This window comes from Streptomyces sp. NPDC002446, assembly GCF_053595675.1.
The window spans coordinates 41051-53929 of the sequence record NZ_JBSFYC010000027.1; the positions used below are offsets into that span (position 1 = coordinate 41051).

A 12879-nucleotide genomic window follows, 5' to 3' on the forward strand; every position below is an offset into this window, starting at 1 on the left:
ACGACGGCGACGTCATCACGCCGCGCTCCCGCGGAGCCGGCCAGGGATTCGTTGCCCGTCACGGCTGTCACCCGGCGGTGGCCGATCGGTCACGCCACCACTCGACCGTCGCCTTGATCTGCTCGTCGACGGGCGTGGCCCGTACCGCGAACTCGGCCTCGTAAGCCCGCGCATCGACGACGAACGGCCGGTCGAACTGGTAGCGGATCTCCTTCAGTTCGCGGATCAGCGGGGAGAGCAGCGACACCACGCCCAGCACGGCCGGAGACAGCCGGCGCACCGCGACCGGCCCCGTTCCCGACTGGGCGGCGAGGCGGTCGACCATCTCCCGGGTGGACAGGGCGGGCTCCGTCGGGACGTGCCAGGCCCGGCCCCAGGCCCGTTCCTCGCCGGCCACCTCGACCAGGGCCGCGGCCACGTCGGGGAGGTAGGTCCAGCTGTGCGGGGCGTCCGGATCGCCGAGCGCGGAGACCGGCTTGCCGCGCAGCAGCCGCGGTATGACCCGCGCGGCCAGATGCCCGCCGTCGGTCACACCGGGCCCGAAGAAGTCCGAGGCCCGCACCTCGACCGCCTTGATGCGGCCCTCCTCGTGCAGCCCCCGCGCCTGCTCCCACACGGCGGCACGCACCCGCCCCTTGGTGCCGGTCGCCGCGAGCGGCAGATCCTCGGTCATCGGACCGTCCACCGGTCCGTAGCCGTAGAGATTGCCCAGCATGACCAGCACGGCCCCGGTCGCCTCGGCCGCCGCGCAGACCGACGAGGCCAGCGACGGCCAGGTGCTCGCCCAGCGGTGGTAGGGCGGCGCGGCACAGCTGTAGATCGCGGCAGCGCCCTGCACCGCCTCGATCAGCCGCGCGCGGTCCGTAGCGTCCAGCGCGACGTGCTCGATGCCGGGCTCCGCGCTGCGGCCCGACGTGGTGATGACCCTTACCGAATGGCCCTTTTCGACCAGCAGTCGAGCGGTGGCCGCGCCGGCGGGCCCGAATCCTATGACGACATGAAGGCTCACGGGCGCACACTAGCGCGGGTGTACAGGGTGCTTGTGTCAGATGAGCCAGCGGTGTTCCACGCACCGGCTGGATGCCCATGGTTTCGGCCACCCGTCATACCCGGCCGTTCCGGGCAGGGGATGCCGGGTCCGGACGGGTGCGGACTTCCGCACGTGAAGGCCGTAAAGGGAAGGAGAACGAGGTGCTGGAGCGACTGAACGAGGCCCTGGACCACATCGAGTCGCATCTCGACGAGCCGATCGAGGTGCGGGATCTGGCGCGGATCGCCATGACGTCGGAGTACCACTTCCGCCGGATGTTCTCCACGCTGGCCGGGATCTCGCTGTCGGAGTACATCCGGCGCAGACGGCTCACCGTCGCGGGGGCCGAGGTGCTCGCCGGGGAGCGGACGCTGCTGGAGATCGCGGTGCGCTGCGGCTACGGCTCGGGGGAGGCGTTCGCGCGGGCGTTCCGGGCCGTGCACGGTGTGGGGCCGGGCGAGGCCCGGCGTACGGGCGCTGCGCTGCGCTCCCAGCCGCGGATGACCTTCCGGCTCATCATCGAAGGGAGCGGCAGCATGCGCTACCGCGTAGTGGAGAAGGAGCAGTTCCGGGTGGTCGGGAAGAAGGTCCGTGCCCCGCTCGTCCACGAGGGCGTGAACCCGACGATCGCCGACTTCCTCCGGAGCATCGACCAGGAGACGACACGGCGCATCACGGCACTGTCCGACCAGGAGCCGGAGGGGATCGTCGGGGTGAGCGACGACCTCGACCCGAGCCGGTCCGAGGGGACCGAACTCGACTACTACCACGGTGTGGTGACCCGGTCGGGAAACGTTCCGGAAGACCTGGACGCGCTCACGGTCCCCGCGGGGACCTGGGCCGTCTTCGAGAACTCCGGGCCGTTCCCGCAGGCCCTCCAGTACCTGTGGCGGGACGTGTTCACGCAGTGGTTCCCGTCCAACCCGTACCGGAGCAGGCCGGGGCCCGAGCTCCTGCGCACCCGCCTGTCGCAGGACGCGACCCGGGCGGACGCGGAGCTGTGGATCCCCGTGGAGCGGACCACGGTCTGAGCGGACGGCACGCGGAGCACCTGCCGCCCCGCCCGCCCCGGGGTCAGCGCGGGGCGGCGAGGTCCTGGGTCCACCAGGGGCCGCCCGCACCGTGCACGACACCGATGCCGACCGCGGTGAACCGGCAGTTGAGCAGGTTGTCCCGGTGCATGGCGTCGCTCATCCAGTCGCCCACCGCCGCGGCGGCCGTACGCGGGCCGCGGTCGAGGTTCTCGCCCCAGCTGCTCCACGGGTATCCGGCCGCGGTGATCCGCTCGTCGGGCCCGGTGCCGTCCGGCGTGTCGTGCGCGTAGAAGCCGCGTGCCGCCATGTCGGCGGAGTGCCGCTGGGCCGCGGCGTGCAGCCTGCGGTCTCTACGGAGCGGACCGCACCCGGCCTCTGCCCGCCGGAGGTTGACCAGCGCGATGGCCTGTGCCTCCAGGTCGGGCGGGGTGGGCGACGGGGTGGGGGTCGTCGGTGAGGCGGACGGGGTGGGCGAGGTGCGGGCGCTGGTGCGCGACGGTGCCGGTGTGGGCGTGGGACGGGGCGCCGGTGTGGCGGTGGCGACGGTGGGTGCCGCCTTCGGCTCGGCCCGGTGCTCGTTCCCCGGCGTGCCGCGAGACCACCAGAGCGCGGCGAGGACGGCAACCGCGAGTGCCGCGGCCCCCGCGACCGCCGCGCCCTTGACGCCCCGGCGCGGCGGGGCCGGGATGCCTGATGTGCCTGACGTGCTTGATGCGCTCGATCCGCTCGATGCGTCCGGTGCGCCCGGTGCGCCCGGTGCGCCCGGTGCGCTCGATGCGGTCGCGGTGGTGGGGGCGGTCGCGGCGGTGGGGGTGTGCAGGACGGTGGGCGGGGTGAGGTGTGCGGGCAGCGGCAGCAGGGCGAGGCCGGCCAGCAGCCCCTCGGCGGGCAGAAGGTCGTTCCAGTGCCCTGAGCAGTCGCCGCACCGGCGGGCGTGGCGGGCTATGCGTTTGCGCCACAGGGCGCAGGGCTCGTTGTCCCACGTGGCGGTCAGCTGGGCGAGTTCGGGGCACGGGGGATGCGCCGCGAGCGCGCGGACGACCACACGTCCGGCCGCGAGCTGCTGCTTCATCCGCTGCACACGGACCGCCGTATGCCGCGCACCGCTGCCGATGGCGTCGGCGAGTTCCGCCCTGCTGATCTCCCCGGCGGCCTCCAGCCACCACAGGGAGAGCAGGGCCCGGTCTCCGTCGTCCAGCCAGCGGGTGGCCGCGGCGACCTCACGGCGCTGGCCGGTCAGCCCGAGTTTCAAGATGGTCAGGTCCGCGAAGTCGGCGGCCCGGTCGGCCTGTTCGGGCGTCTGGTCCAGGCCGACGACGGGGGCCTTGTGGTGGACGGTCCAGCGGCGCCGTACCTGGTTCATGGCGATCGCCACCAGCCACGAACGGAAGGAGGCCGGCTCGCGGAGATCCGCCAGCGACTCCAGGACGCGCAGCATGGTCTCCTGCACCACGTCGTCGACGTCCGCGTGGCCGTCCAGCGCTCTGCCCACGACGTTGTAGATCAGCGGCAGGTACGCGGCGACCAGTTGCTCCCGGGCATCTTTGTCCCCGGCCTTGGCAGCCTCGACGGTCGCCGTACCGCTCTCCTGCTTCACGCCTCTTCGGTCCTGTTCATCCGTGTGCACGTCCATGGCCCCCGCCTCAGGTGACCTGTCGGGCTCAGCGGGATAACAGAAAACCTACGGTGCGCCCGTTCCACCGCCATGCCCCAGCCCCGGCCCATCCCTCGGCGCACATCCCCGGCCAGGCCCACGCGCGGCCTACCGGGCCCCTCCGGCCCGCTCGGACCTGCCCGAACCCCCCGATCACTTTTCTCGCCCGAACTTTTCGTTATCCGGCACCGCGACCGGGGTCTCCCTCCTACGGACCGCCTGCACCGGCGGACCGTACGGACCCACATCCCCCACAGGCCACGGCTCCAGGTCCCCGCGGCCGCACAGGAAACGGACCCATGAACCACACCCTCGACGACGACAACCTCTGGTCGGCCCAGCGCGACGAGACGCCCACCGGGACCGACGACCACCGCACCGGCGAGCCCGCCTCCCACCGCCGTTCCGCCAAGCCCCGGCCCGGCGGCCGGCACGGGCGGACCGCCGGATCCCACCGCGCCGCCACCGGCCGTCCGCGCCCCCGGCGGAAGACCACGCTGCTGGCGGTGACGGCCGCGCTCGCCGTGGGCTGCTGCTCCCTGGTGCTCATACGTCCCGGTTCCGGCCCCGACGGATCCGACCAGTCGCTCGCGGCGAACCGCTCCGTACCGGCACCGCCCACGGCGACCGCCGCCACCCCCTCGGCATCGCGCAGCGCCGCCCCCTCGCCCCGCCGCAAGGAGGCGGCGACCGCCCGCTCCGACGCCGAACGGCACCGCAAGCGGCACACACCCCAGCGGCCGCGGAAGGCCCGCCCCGAGAGCGGCTCAAGCGGCTCAAGCGGCTCGACGACCGCCGGGAACACGACGCCCCGCACCTCCCGCACCGGATCCGGGACGGGTACCACCACCCCCGCCGGACCGCGGGCCGCGACCGGCACCGCCGCGCAGTTCGCCCAGAAGGTCGTCGACCTGGTCAACGCCCAGCGGGCCCAGCACGGTTGCGGTCCGCTCACCGTCGACCCCCGGGTGCAGCGCGCGGCACAGGGGCACTCGGACGACATGGCCGCCCGCAACTACTACGAGCACAACTCGCCGGAGGGCGTCGACCCCGGGACCCGTATGACCAATGCCGGATTCCAGTGGGGCAGCTGGGCCGAGAACATCTTCAAGAGCCCCAAGGACCCGGCCACGGCAGTGAAGGGCTGGATGGAGAGCCCCGGCCACCGCGCCAACATCCTCAACTGCTCCTACAAATCCACCGGGGTGGGCGTCAACCTCAACTCCAACGGCCCGTGGTGGACCCAGGACTTCGCCACCCGCTCCTGACCCATGACGATCACCTGACCCAGGCCTCGTGACGGCGGTGCGTCCTTCTCAAAGGAGGAAGACCCTGACCTTTTCTCTGCAATGACGGGCGTAGCCGCTTAGCCGCGTAGCCGACAGAAAAGGGAAAGGGAGTCGATATTCCATGGGGCGCATCGTGTTTATTTGTCTGTTCCGAGTGCCTTTGGTCGAGTGTCGGCCGGGTGCGCGAACGTAAAGAGGAGTCAATCTGTGCGTAGGTCCACATTGGTCGCCACAGCGGCCGTCGTCGGCTCATTCCTCGCTGTCACGATGTCAGGTGTCGCAACGGCCGCCGAGGTTCCGGCCGGGGTGAGCGCGGTCGCGGACGGCGCCGCTGGAACGGTTTCCCAGGCCGACAGCTGGGACCCGCCCGCGGGATACGTCGGTCATTCGACCTATGCGAAGGCCACGGAGTGCGAGGCCCGGGGGAAGAAGGGAATTGCCGAGGGCACCTGGAGCGCCTATCTGTGCCACCCGATTCCCTTGGGCGTGGAAATGCCCATCTACCTCCACGGGCTGTATGTGAAGAAGTAAGGGCTCACCCTCCGGCGGTCGGGGAGTGATCGTCCGGACCGCCGGGCCGGGGCCTCATGCGGGGCCCCGGCCGCGGCCTGTCGGCCGTCGTCGACGGGGCGGGCCCCGGAATCAGGCAACGCCTGTCCGGTGCTGGGCGTTGCGGCGGCCGACGAGGAACCAGAGCAGGCACCCGAAGAAGGGCGCCACCAAGGCGAAGGCGAGCCAGACCAGCTTCATCCCGCCGGTGACGTCGGACCTGACGATGCTGAGCAGGGCGCCGAAATACAACGCGAGAACGCCGAGGGCCGCGGCACCCATGACGCAGGTGATCATGATGTCGCCCGTAGGGGCCAGGGCCATCTGCTGTGCGAGCTGTGCCTGCATCGTTCTCTCCTCTTGCTGGTGGGGGATTCTCACTGGTGGGGGGATTCTCAGAGTTCGCCGGTCGGGCCGGATGTGTGGTGACGGTGGATCCCCGTCACGCCGGGCGCTTCGCCGCCCGCAGCAGATAGAGGGCGGCCGCGGCCGGGAGCGCGGGAACGGCCAGGAGGACCGGGAGGAACGCGCCGAGACCGAAGTTGAGCGTGCCCGCGGGGACCACCCACTGCGACACCAGGAACAGCAGCGGCACGAGGGCGGCCGCCGTCCCGATCGCCTTGTCGCGGCTGCGCCACTGCGGCGCGGTCCACAGCCACCAGATCGCGCCGATCAGGGCCGGGACGCCCAGCACGGGCGCGAAGATCGTCAGGGGGCCGGTCGCCGCCAGCAGTCCCAGCAGGGCGAGGGTGCGTCCTCGGCTCACCTGCGGGGCGGGGAGCTCCTCGCCGAGTGCGGTGGCCGCGATGGTGCGCGGGTCGCCGAGGCGTGCGAGCACGGTGCGGATCTCGTCGTCGCCGGAGGCGGACTCTTCCGCGAGGGCCACGGCGATGTGCTCCTCCAGGTCGGCCAGCAGCTCGTTGCGGCGTTCCGGGCTGAGTCCGGCCGACTCACGCGCCACGGCGGCCAGGTACTTCTTCACCAGCGGGTGATCGGTGATCGTCATGGTGGTCTCCTGTCAGTCGGTGATGAAGTGGTCGACCGCGTCACGGAAGTGCGGCCAGACAGCGGTGAACTCCTTCAGCGCCGCATGCCCCGGCGGTGTCAGCTCGTAGTAGCGCCGGGGCGGCCCGCTCGGGGACTCCTGCCAGCGGGTCTCCACCAGTCCGTCACGGCGCAGCCGCGACAGCAAGGGGTAGATCGTCCCTTGGCTCGTGACCATGACGTTCACCGCGCCGAGGGTTTCGAGCAGCTCCACGCCGTAGCGCGGGCCGTCCCGCAAGATCGCAAGCACGCAGTACTCCAGCACCCCCTTGCGGAGCTGGCTCTCCGCCTTGCTGGCGACGACAGGCTTAGGCTTACCTGCAATGTCAGGTTCCATGCATTGCACAGTACCTGGTTATCTCTAGTCGTCCAAAGGTGATGTCGGTCGCTCGCCGTCCCCGCGTGGTCATGACATCGGCTTCGTGGTCATGACATCGGCTTCGTGGTCATGACATCGACTGCGTGGTCAGTCACGACATCGGCCCTGCCGGGCGCAGCAGTGAGACCAGCAACGCGGTGAACTCCGTCGCCGCCCAGGGGAGCCGACGGCCGAGCATCGTCTGCACCTGGGCTTCGCGGCGGCGGAAGACCGGGTGGTCGAGCGGTACGTAGACGACGCCTTCGGCGACCGGGTCCGGGCGCAGGCCGCCCAGGCCGCCCAGGTTGCCGACCAGCGCGATACCGCCGCCGGAGCGGACGAACTCGTACTTCGTGGCCATGGCGTCGCAGACCAGGGCCGGCCGGACGGCCAGGCCCTCCAGTTGCGCACCGGTGTCGAAGAGGTCGCGCTGGGTGGTTCCGGTCGGGGGCAGGGCGAGGGGGTACGCGCACAGTTCTGCCAGGCCGACCCGTTCCCGTCCGGCGAGCGGGTGCCGAGGCGGGACGATGGCGGCCATCGGCACCACGACGGAGCACTCCACCCGTACGTCGTGCTGCGGGCCCATCGCGTAGGTGACGGCGATGTCGGAGATCCCCTCGGCCACCCTGCGGGTCGCCTCCTGGTGGGGCACGCGGTCGAGCTGGAACGTCACATCCGGGTGGTCCTGCCGGAAGGCCGCCATCGCGTGCGGGACGAGGCGGCGTGCGAAACCCTCCGAGCAGGCCACGGTGACATTGCGGGCGTCCGCGCCGCTGCCGGTGCGCAGTTCGGTGAGGAGCGCCGAGGACTCGGCCTCGCTGCGGCGGGCATGGGCCAGCAGGCGTGATCCGGCGTCGGTCAGGGTCATTCCGCGCGGATGCCGGACGAAGAGAGGGACGCCGACCCCGGATTCGAGCTTGGCGATCTGCCGGCTGATCGCCGAGGGGGCGACCCGCAGGTTCTGGGCGGCCTCGCTCACCGCCCCCGTACGGGCGACTTCGAGAAAGTACGCCAGGCTCACCGGCACGAGCTGCATCGGACCTCCACGGGGGCTGGACGGCGGGCCGGCTGACGCCTGCGCCGGTTTGCCGAAATTAGAACGCCAGGCGCCACAAACGGCAATAGTCAGGGTGCCCAGGCGCCCTTACGCTGCTGAGCCAACACGGCACATGCCGTGCACCCGTACCTGCGCCACGCTCAGGAGTAATCGCCGGTGATCCCCGAAAACCTGGTCCAGCGAGCCGAGGAGTACGTCGACTCCGGCGCCTTCTTCGCCGATCTCAGCGCGATGGTCGCCTATCCGACGGAGAGCACCCGCCCGCAAAGTCACCTTGCCGTTAAGGCATACCTGGATGAGGTCCTCGTCCCCGCGCTGACCCAACTCGGGTGCTCCGTCGCCGAGTACGCCAACCCGGACCCCTCGGGCGTCCCGTTCCTCGTCGGCACGCGCGTCGAGTCCCCGGAGCTCCCGACGCTGCTCTGCTACGGGCACGCCGACGTGGTGGACGGCCACGCGGGCAAGTGGAGCAACGGTCGCGATCCGTGGACCCTGACCGCCGAGGGCGACCGGTGGTACGGGCGCGGGGCGGCCGACAACAAGGGGCAGCACCTGGTCAACCTCACGGCGCTGCGGCTGCTGCTGGCCGAGCAGGGGTCGCTCGGCTTCAACCTGACCTTCCTGTTCGAGACCGGTGAGGAGATCGGCTCGCCGGGCCTTGCCGCCTTCGCCGCCGCACACCGCGAGGAGCTGCGGGCCGACGTCCTGATCGCCTCGGACGGGCCCCGCCTGGACGCGACGACGCCGACGCTCTTCCTCGGAGCGCGCGGGGGCGTCAGGCTCCTGCTCGACGTCGACCTGCGGCCGGACGCGTACCACTCGGGCAACTGGGGCGGCGTCCTGCGCAACCCCGCCACCACCCTGGCCGGTGCCCTCGCGAGCCTGGTCGACGGGCACGGCCGTATCCAGGTCCCCGCACTGCTGCCGCCCCGCCTCCCGGATCAGGTGCGGGAGGCGCTCACCGGCGTCGCGGTCGGGGGCAGTCCCGGCGACCCGGTCCCCGACGAGGGGTGGGGCGAGCCCGGCCTGACCCCCGCCGAGCGGCTCTACGGCTGGAACATCCTGGAGGTCCTCGCGCTCGGCTCGGCCGACATCGACCACCCGGTCAACGCGATCCCCGGCCGGGCGCGCGCCGCCCTGCAGCTGCGGTATGTCGCCGGCACCGACGTGAGCCGGGTGCCGGAGGCCATCGCCGAGCACCTCGCCGCCCACGGCTACCCGATGGTCGACGTGACCGTCCACCACAGCTTTCCCGCCGGGCGTACGCCGCTCGACGACCCGTGGGTCGACTGGGCCAAGACGACGCTGGAGCAGGTCACCGACCAGCCCGTCGCCGTCCTGCCCAACATCGGCGGCTCACTGCCCCACCACGTCTTCACCGACATCCTCGGCGTGCCCGCCCTGTGGCTGCCGCACTCCTACCCCGGCTGTCTGCAGCACGCACCCGACGAGCATCTGCTCGGCACGATCGCCCGCGAGGGAATCGTGCTGGCGGCCACGCTCTTCCATGCCCTCGGCCACACCCCGCCCGGCCTCCCGCTCCCGCCACGCGCCGGCTGACCCCCCACCCCCCCGCACGCTCCCCGGCCCACCTCCCGCTCCCCCTCCCGCTCGGCCTGACGACCGTCGGCCCGGCGCCCGCCGGAAGGACCCGCGATGACCGAAGCCACCCCTCAACCCACCCGGCCGGGGACGTCCCCGGCCGCGCCCCCGAGACCAGCGTCCGCCAAGCGCGCGATAGCGGCGGCGACCATCGGCAACGCCCTCGAGTTCTTCGACCTCGCCCTGTACGCCCTGATGGCGACATACATCGGCAAAACCTTCTTCCCCGACGACGACCCCGGCATCCAACTCATCCAGGCCTACGCCGTGTTCGGCATCACCTATCTGGTCCGCCCGATCGGCGGCCTGCTGCTCGGCTCGTACGCCGACCGGCAGGGGCGCAAGAAGGCGCTGATGCTGTCGATCCGGCTGATGGTGATCGGCACCGCGCTGATGGCGTTCATGCCCGGCTACGCCACGCTCGGGATCTTCGCGCCGCTGGGCATCGTGCTCGCCCGGCTGGTCCAGGGCTTCGCGGCCGGCGGTGAATTCGGCGCCGCCACCTCCTTCCTGGTCGAGCAGGACAGCCGGCGCAAGGCCTTCTTCGGCAGCTTCCAGTTCGCCAGCCAGGGACTCGCCACCGTACTGGCCTCCGTATTCGCCACGGGCCTGACCGCGACGCTCTCCGACGCCCAGATGACGGCGTGGGGCTGGCGAGTGCCGTTCGTCTTCGGCCTCCTGGTCGGCCCGGCCGGCTATGTCATCCGCCGCTACGTCGAGGAGTCGCCCGAGATGGCGCGACGACCGGCGGTACGGGAGGGCGGGGAGACGCCTTCGCCGATCCGCTCGGTGTTCCGCCGCCACTGGGGCGGCCTCCTGATCGCCGGCGGGGCGCTGATGGTCTCCACGGCACTCAACTACACCCTGCAGTACCTGCCCGCCTTCGCGATCAAGGAACTCGGCCTGGACGACTCGCTGTCGTTCACCGCCCTGCTCATCACCGGCGTCATCCTCACCCTCGGAACTCCGGCCGTGGGCCTGCTCGCCGACCGCTTCGGACGGCTGCGGATCATGGTCCCTGCCGCGGCCCTCATCGGCCTGAGCGCCGTCCCGCTGTTCCTCTGGCTCACCAAGGCACCGTCCTTCCCGGTACTCGCGCTGTGCATGACGGTCCTCGGCCTCCTCAAAGCGGCGTACTTCGGCGCGCTGCCCTCGGTGATGTCCGACGTCTTCCCGGTGGAGGCCCGCGCGACCGGGCTCGCGTTCAGCTACAACACCACGGTCGCCCTCTTCGGCGGCTTCACCCCCACGATCGCCTCGGCACTGGTCATGGCGACCGGCTCCCGGATCTCACCCGGCTACTACCTGATGGCCGTCTCCACCCTGAGCATCGCCGCGCTGGCGGGCGGGTACCGGATCCGCGGCCTCCGCTGAGCGGACGGACCGGATGACGCCGGGTCAACGCACGTATGACCGGCGACTGAAGGCGACACCGCGCCCAGCCAACGCCTCCACCCCACGATGCGACTGAGTCACATCCGTTACAAACGTTACGGATGAACGCAATAGTAGCTTTCTAGGTTCTTTGCCGCGGCCACCCCCCTTCGGAACGCCAACTCCGTTGTTTCGCCGCACTCCCCCCACGAATCGGCGCGGCCCCGAGCGGCCGATGCCCGACTGATAGGAGACCGTGTGTCAACGCAACTGCAGACCGAGCTCACTCCGGGCCGGCGCAAGCGCAGTGTGACGGCCGGGGCACTCGCCACCGCGTTCCTCACCGGCATATCCCTGATCGGCACCCAGACCCCCGCTTTCGCCGACGACGGCCAGCCCGCCAAGGTCGCCGACGGCACCTACCAGTCCGATCAGGACGTCCTCGCCGCGATGGAGAAGACGGATCCGGTCAACTCCTCGGAATCCTCCATGGGTTACCCGGCCGGGGTGGACAAGGACAAGGACGGCAACGTCAAGGCCTTCACCCTGGCGGACGTGCAGAGCACGTACGACCCGGAACAGGCCGTCAAGGACGCCCAGGCGGCGGCGACGCAGTACGCGGCCGACGAGAAGCACTCCGCACCGCTGCGGGAGAGCGCCAAGCACCTGGCCGACGGCTGGTCCGATGCGACCAAACCCAAGGGCAACGAAATCCGCCAGAACACCAAGGACAGCACCCTGTCCGGCGGCCAGAGCGCCGAGCAGTACTGCAACATGACCAACACCGATTCACAGAGCCCCTATTACGGTCAGGCGGCGCCCTGCATGTTCGTCGGGAAGGTCGACGAGAAGTACCCGCAGCGGGGCGCCAGCGACGGCCTCACGGGCGAGGGCAAACTCACCTACAAGGTCACGGCGTCCGTCGCCGACGAGCAGAGCACGACCGAAGGCTGGCAGGTGGGCGGCAAGATCACACCCACGATCAGCGGCGACGGCGGATCGGCCGGCGGCGAGGCCAGCTTCACCTACAGCTACAGCTCCACCTCCACGACCAAGGTGCAGAACACCCGCGAGTCGGACGTGGAGATCAACGTGCCGCAGGGCAAGAAGGGCTATCTGGAGGGCCGGGCCAACGGCGCCACCTACACCGGCTACATCGTCGTCCGCGACCTCGACAGCAACAACCAGGAACACATCGTGGCCATCCCCGCCCGCGTCTTCATCCAGGCCCCCGGCAGCAGCAGCTCGGTCACCTGGGTCAAGCGACTCACGGCCGCGTAACAGGTCGTCCCGGCCCGGCGCGGCGCGGGCGTGAGGGGCGGGGCCGGCGTGCGCCGGCCCTGCCCTTCAGCTGCTCGTCTCGCATCGCCACGTTCGGCGACGTCATTGTGATACCCAATCCAAACTTCAGGGGAAGCCGATGACAGAGTCCGTCACACTGGCCGCGGCAGGCGAAGGCGGCAGTCGCGCAGAGGCTGTAGTTCTGCGGTTCACTACTACTGACCCTTATGAGTTGACCGCTATCAGAAAAGGTCATTCGGAGGTTACGTACTCAGGGAACCATCTGACGCATTGCCTGCGAAAATTTCGCAAGGATCTCGAAGCTGAGGGACTCCTGTTGTGCTGCCAGGGTGCCCGAGTAGACGTCACATTGTCGGGAATGCAAGCCCAGATGGACGGTGGGCGATTCTCCTATACGTTCGATGCGGCAGCGGGCGGAATCAACAAGGAGATGGTTGATATCTTCGCGCCGGCCAAGCTGGAAGAGGTCGTCACCACGGCGGTGCAGCGCGCCGCGATTTTCGCATTCTTCGGCATCGAAGATCGCGGTGAAGAAGCCTGACACCTTCCGGGAACTGCGGTCTCGATCTCCGAGCGCGGCGGCCTC

Annotated in this window: 13 protein-coding genes; 7 read left to right on the forward strand and 6 right to left on the reverse strand. The window is 70.6% G+C overall.

Going from position 1 to position 12879, the window contains the following annotated elements:
- Positions 1-67: 67 nt before the first annotated feature.
- The gene (locus tag ACWD6P_RS17495; protein ID WP_451444977.1) at positions 68-1009 is read right to left on the reverse strand and encodes an NAD-dependent epimerase/dehydratase family protein; all 942 of its coding nucleotides are present in this window, start codon (positions 1007-1009) and stop codon (positions 68-70) included.
- Positions 1010-1191: 182 nt separating this feature from the next.
- On the opposite strand from ACWD6P_RS17495, the gene ACWD6P_RS17500 reads away from it, so the two are divergent.
- Entirely contained in the window at positions 1192-2061 is an 870-nt protein-coding gene (locus tag ACWD6P_RS17500; RefSeq protein ID WP_451444978.1) for an effector binding domain-containing protein, read from the forward strand.
- 43 nt (positions 2062-2104) lie between these two features.
- Here ACWD6P_RS17500 and ACWD6P_RS17505 read toward each other — a convergent pair whose 3' ends face one another.
- Positions 2105-3697 (reverse strand): sigma-70 family RNA polymerase sigma factor, encoded by a 1593-nt coding sequence (locus ACWD6P_RS17505; protein ID WP_451444979.1) that lies wholly within the window; start codon positions 3695-3697, stop codon positions 2105-2107.
- 320 nt (positions 3698-4017) lie between these two features.
- Between ACWD6P_RS17505 and ACWD6P_RS17510 the strand changes: the two genes are divergently transcribed.
- Positions 4018-4986 (forward strand): CAP domain-containing protein, encoded by a 969-nt coding sequence (locus tag ACWD6P_RS17510; protein ID WP_451444980.1) that lies wholly within the window; start codon positions 4018-4020, stop codon positions 4984-4986.
- Positions 4987-5274: 288 nt separating this feature from the next.
- The gene (locus ACWD6P_RS17515) at positions 5275-5538 is read left to right on the forward strand and encodes a hypothetical protein (RefSeq protein ID WP_451444981.1); all 264 of its coding nucleotides are present in this window, start codon (positions 5275-5277) and stop codon (positions 5536-5538) included.
- A gap of 111 nt (positions 5539-5649) precedes the next feature.
- Here ACWD6P_RS17515 and ACWD6P_RS17520 read toward each other — a convergent pair whose 3' ends face one another.
- The 4 genes from ACWD6P_RS17520 to ACWD6P_RS17535 form a co-directional block, all read right to left on the reverse strand.
- Positions 5650-5904, reverse strand: a complete 255-nt coding sequence (locus ACWD6P_RS17520; protein ID WP_451444982.1) for a PLD nuclease N-terminal domain-containing protein — start codon at positions 5902-5904, stop codon at positions 5650-5652.
- Positions 5905-5998: 94 nt separating this feature from the next.
- Entirely contained in the window at positions 5999-6562 is a 564-nt protein-coding gene (locus ACWD6P_RS17525) for an HAAS signaling domain-containing protein (protein ID WP_451444983.1), read from the reverse strand.
- A gap of 12 nt (positions 6563-6574) precedes the next feature.
- Positions 6575-6937: a PadR family transcriptional regulator gene (locus tag ACWD6P_RS17530; protein WP_451444984.1), complete on the reverse strand. Its 363-nt coding sequence runs from the start codon at positions 6935-6937 to the stop codon at positions 6575-6577.
- Positions 6938-7070: 133 nt separating this feature from the next.
- Positions 7071-7994, reverse strand: coding sequence for a LysR family transcriptional regulator (locus ACWD6P_RS17535; protein WP_451444985.1), 924 nt, complete (start codon positions 7992-7994; stop codon positions 7071-7073).
- 177 nt (positions 7995-8171) lie between these two features.
- Between ACWD6P_RS17535 and ACWD6P_RS17540 the strand changes: the two genes are divergently transcribed.
- From ACWD6P_RS17540 to ACWD6P_RS17555, 4 genes are all read left to right on the forward strand, one after another.
- A complete protein-coding gene (locus ACWD6P_RS17540; protein ID WP_451444986.1) occupies positions 8172-9575 on the forward strand; it encodes a M20 family metallopeptidase in 1404 nt (467 codons plus the stop codon).
- A gap of 96 nt (positions 9576-9671) precedes the next feature.
- Positions 9672-10991, forward strand: coding sequence for an MFS transporter (locus tag ACWD6P_RS17545; protein WP_451444987.1), 1320 nt, complete (start codon positions 9672-9674; stop codon positions 10989-10991).
- Between the two features lie 258 nt (positions 10992-11249).
- Positions 11250-12272 carry a hypothetical protein gene (locus tag ACWD6P_RS17550; RefSeq protein WP_451444988.1) on the forward strand — a complete coding sequence of 341 codons (1023 nt, stop codon included), beginning with the start codon at positions 11250-11252 and terminating at the stop codon, positions 12270-12272.
- 379 nt (positions 12273-12651) lie between these two features.
- Positions 12652-12834, forward strand: a complete 183-nt coding sequence (locus ACWD6P_RS17555) for a hypothetical protein (RefSeq protein WP_451444989.1) — start codon at positions 12652-12654, stop codon at positions 12832-12834.
- Positions 12835-12879 lie beyond the last annotated feature (45 nt).

Excerpts from the sequence above, each read along its gene's own strand:
- ACWD6P_RS17515 (WP_451444981.1), top strand. The coding sequence starts at position 5,275 with ATGTCAGGTGTCGCAACGGCCGCCGAGGTTCCGGCCGGGGTGAGCGCG.
- ACWD6P_RS17545 (WP_451444987.1), top strand. The coding sequence starts at position 9,672 with ATGACCGAAGCCACCCCTCAACCCACCCGGCCGGGGACGTCCCCGGCC.
- ACWD6P_RS17535 (WP_451444985.1), bottom strand. The coding sequence starts at position 7,994 with ATGCAGCTCGTGCCGGTGAGCCTGGCGTACTTTCTCGAAGTCGCCCGT.
- ACWD6P_RS17505 (WP_451444979.1), bottom strand. The coding sequence starts at position 3,697 with ATGGACGTGCACACGGATGAACAGGACCGAAGAGGCGTGAAGCAGGAG.
- ACWD6P_RS17510 (WP_451444980.1), top strand. The coding sequence starts at position 4,018 with ATGAACCACACCCTCGACGACGACAACCTCTGGTCGGCCCAGCGCGAC.
- ACWD6P_RS17530 (WP_451444984.1), bottom strand. The coding sequence starts at position 6,937 with ATGGAACCTGACATTGCAGGTAAGCCTAAGCCTGTCGTCGCCAGCAAG.
- ACWD6P_RS17520 (WP_451444982.1), bottom strand. The coding sequence starts at position 5,904 with ATGCAGGCACAGCTCGCACAGCAGATGGCCCTGGCCCCTACGGGCGAC.
- ACWD6P_RS17525 (WP_451444983.1), bottom strand. The coding sequence starts at position 6,562 with ATGACGATCACCGATCACCCGCTGGTGAAGAAGTACCTGGCCGCCGTG.
- ACWD6P_RS17555 (WP_451444989.1), top strand. The coding sequence starts at position 12,652 with ATGCAAGCCCAGATGGACGGTGGGCGATTCTCCTATACGTTCGATGCG.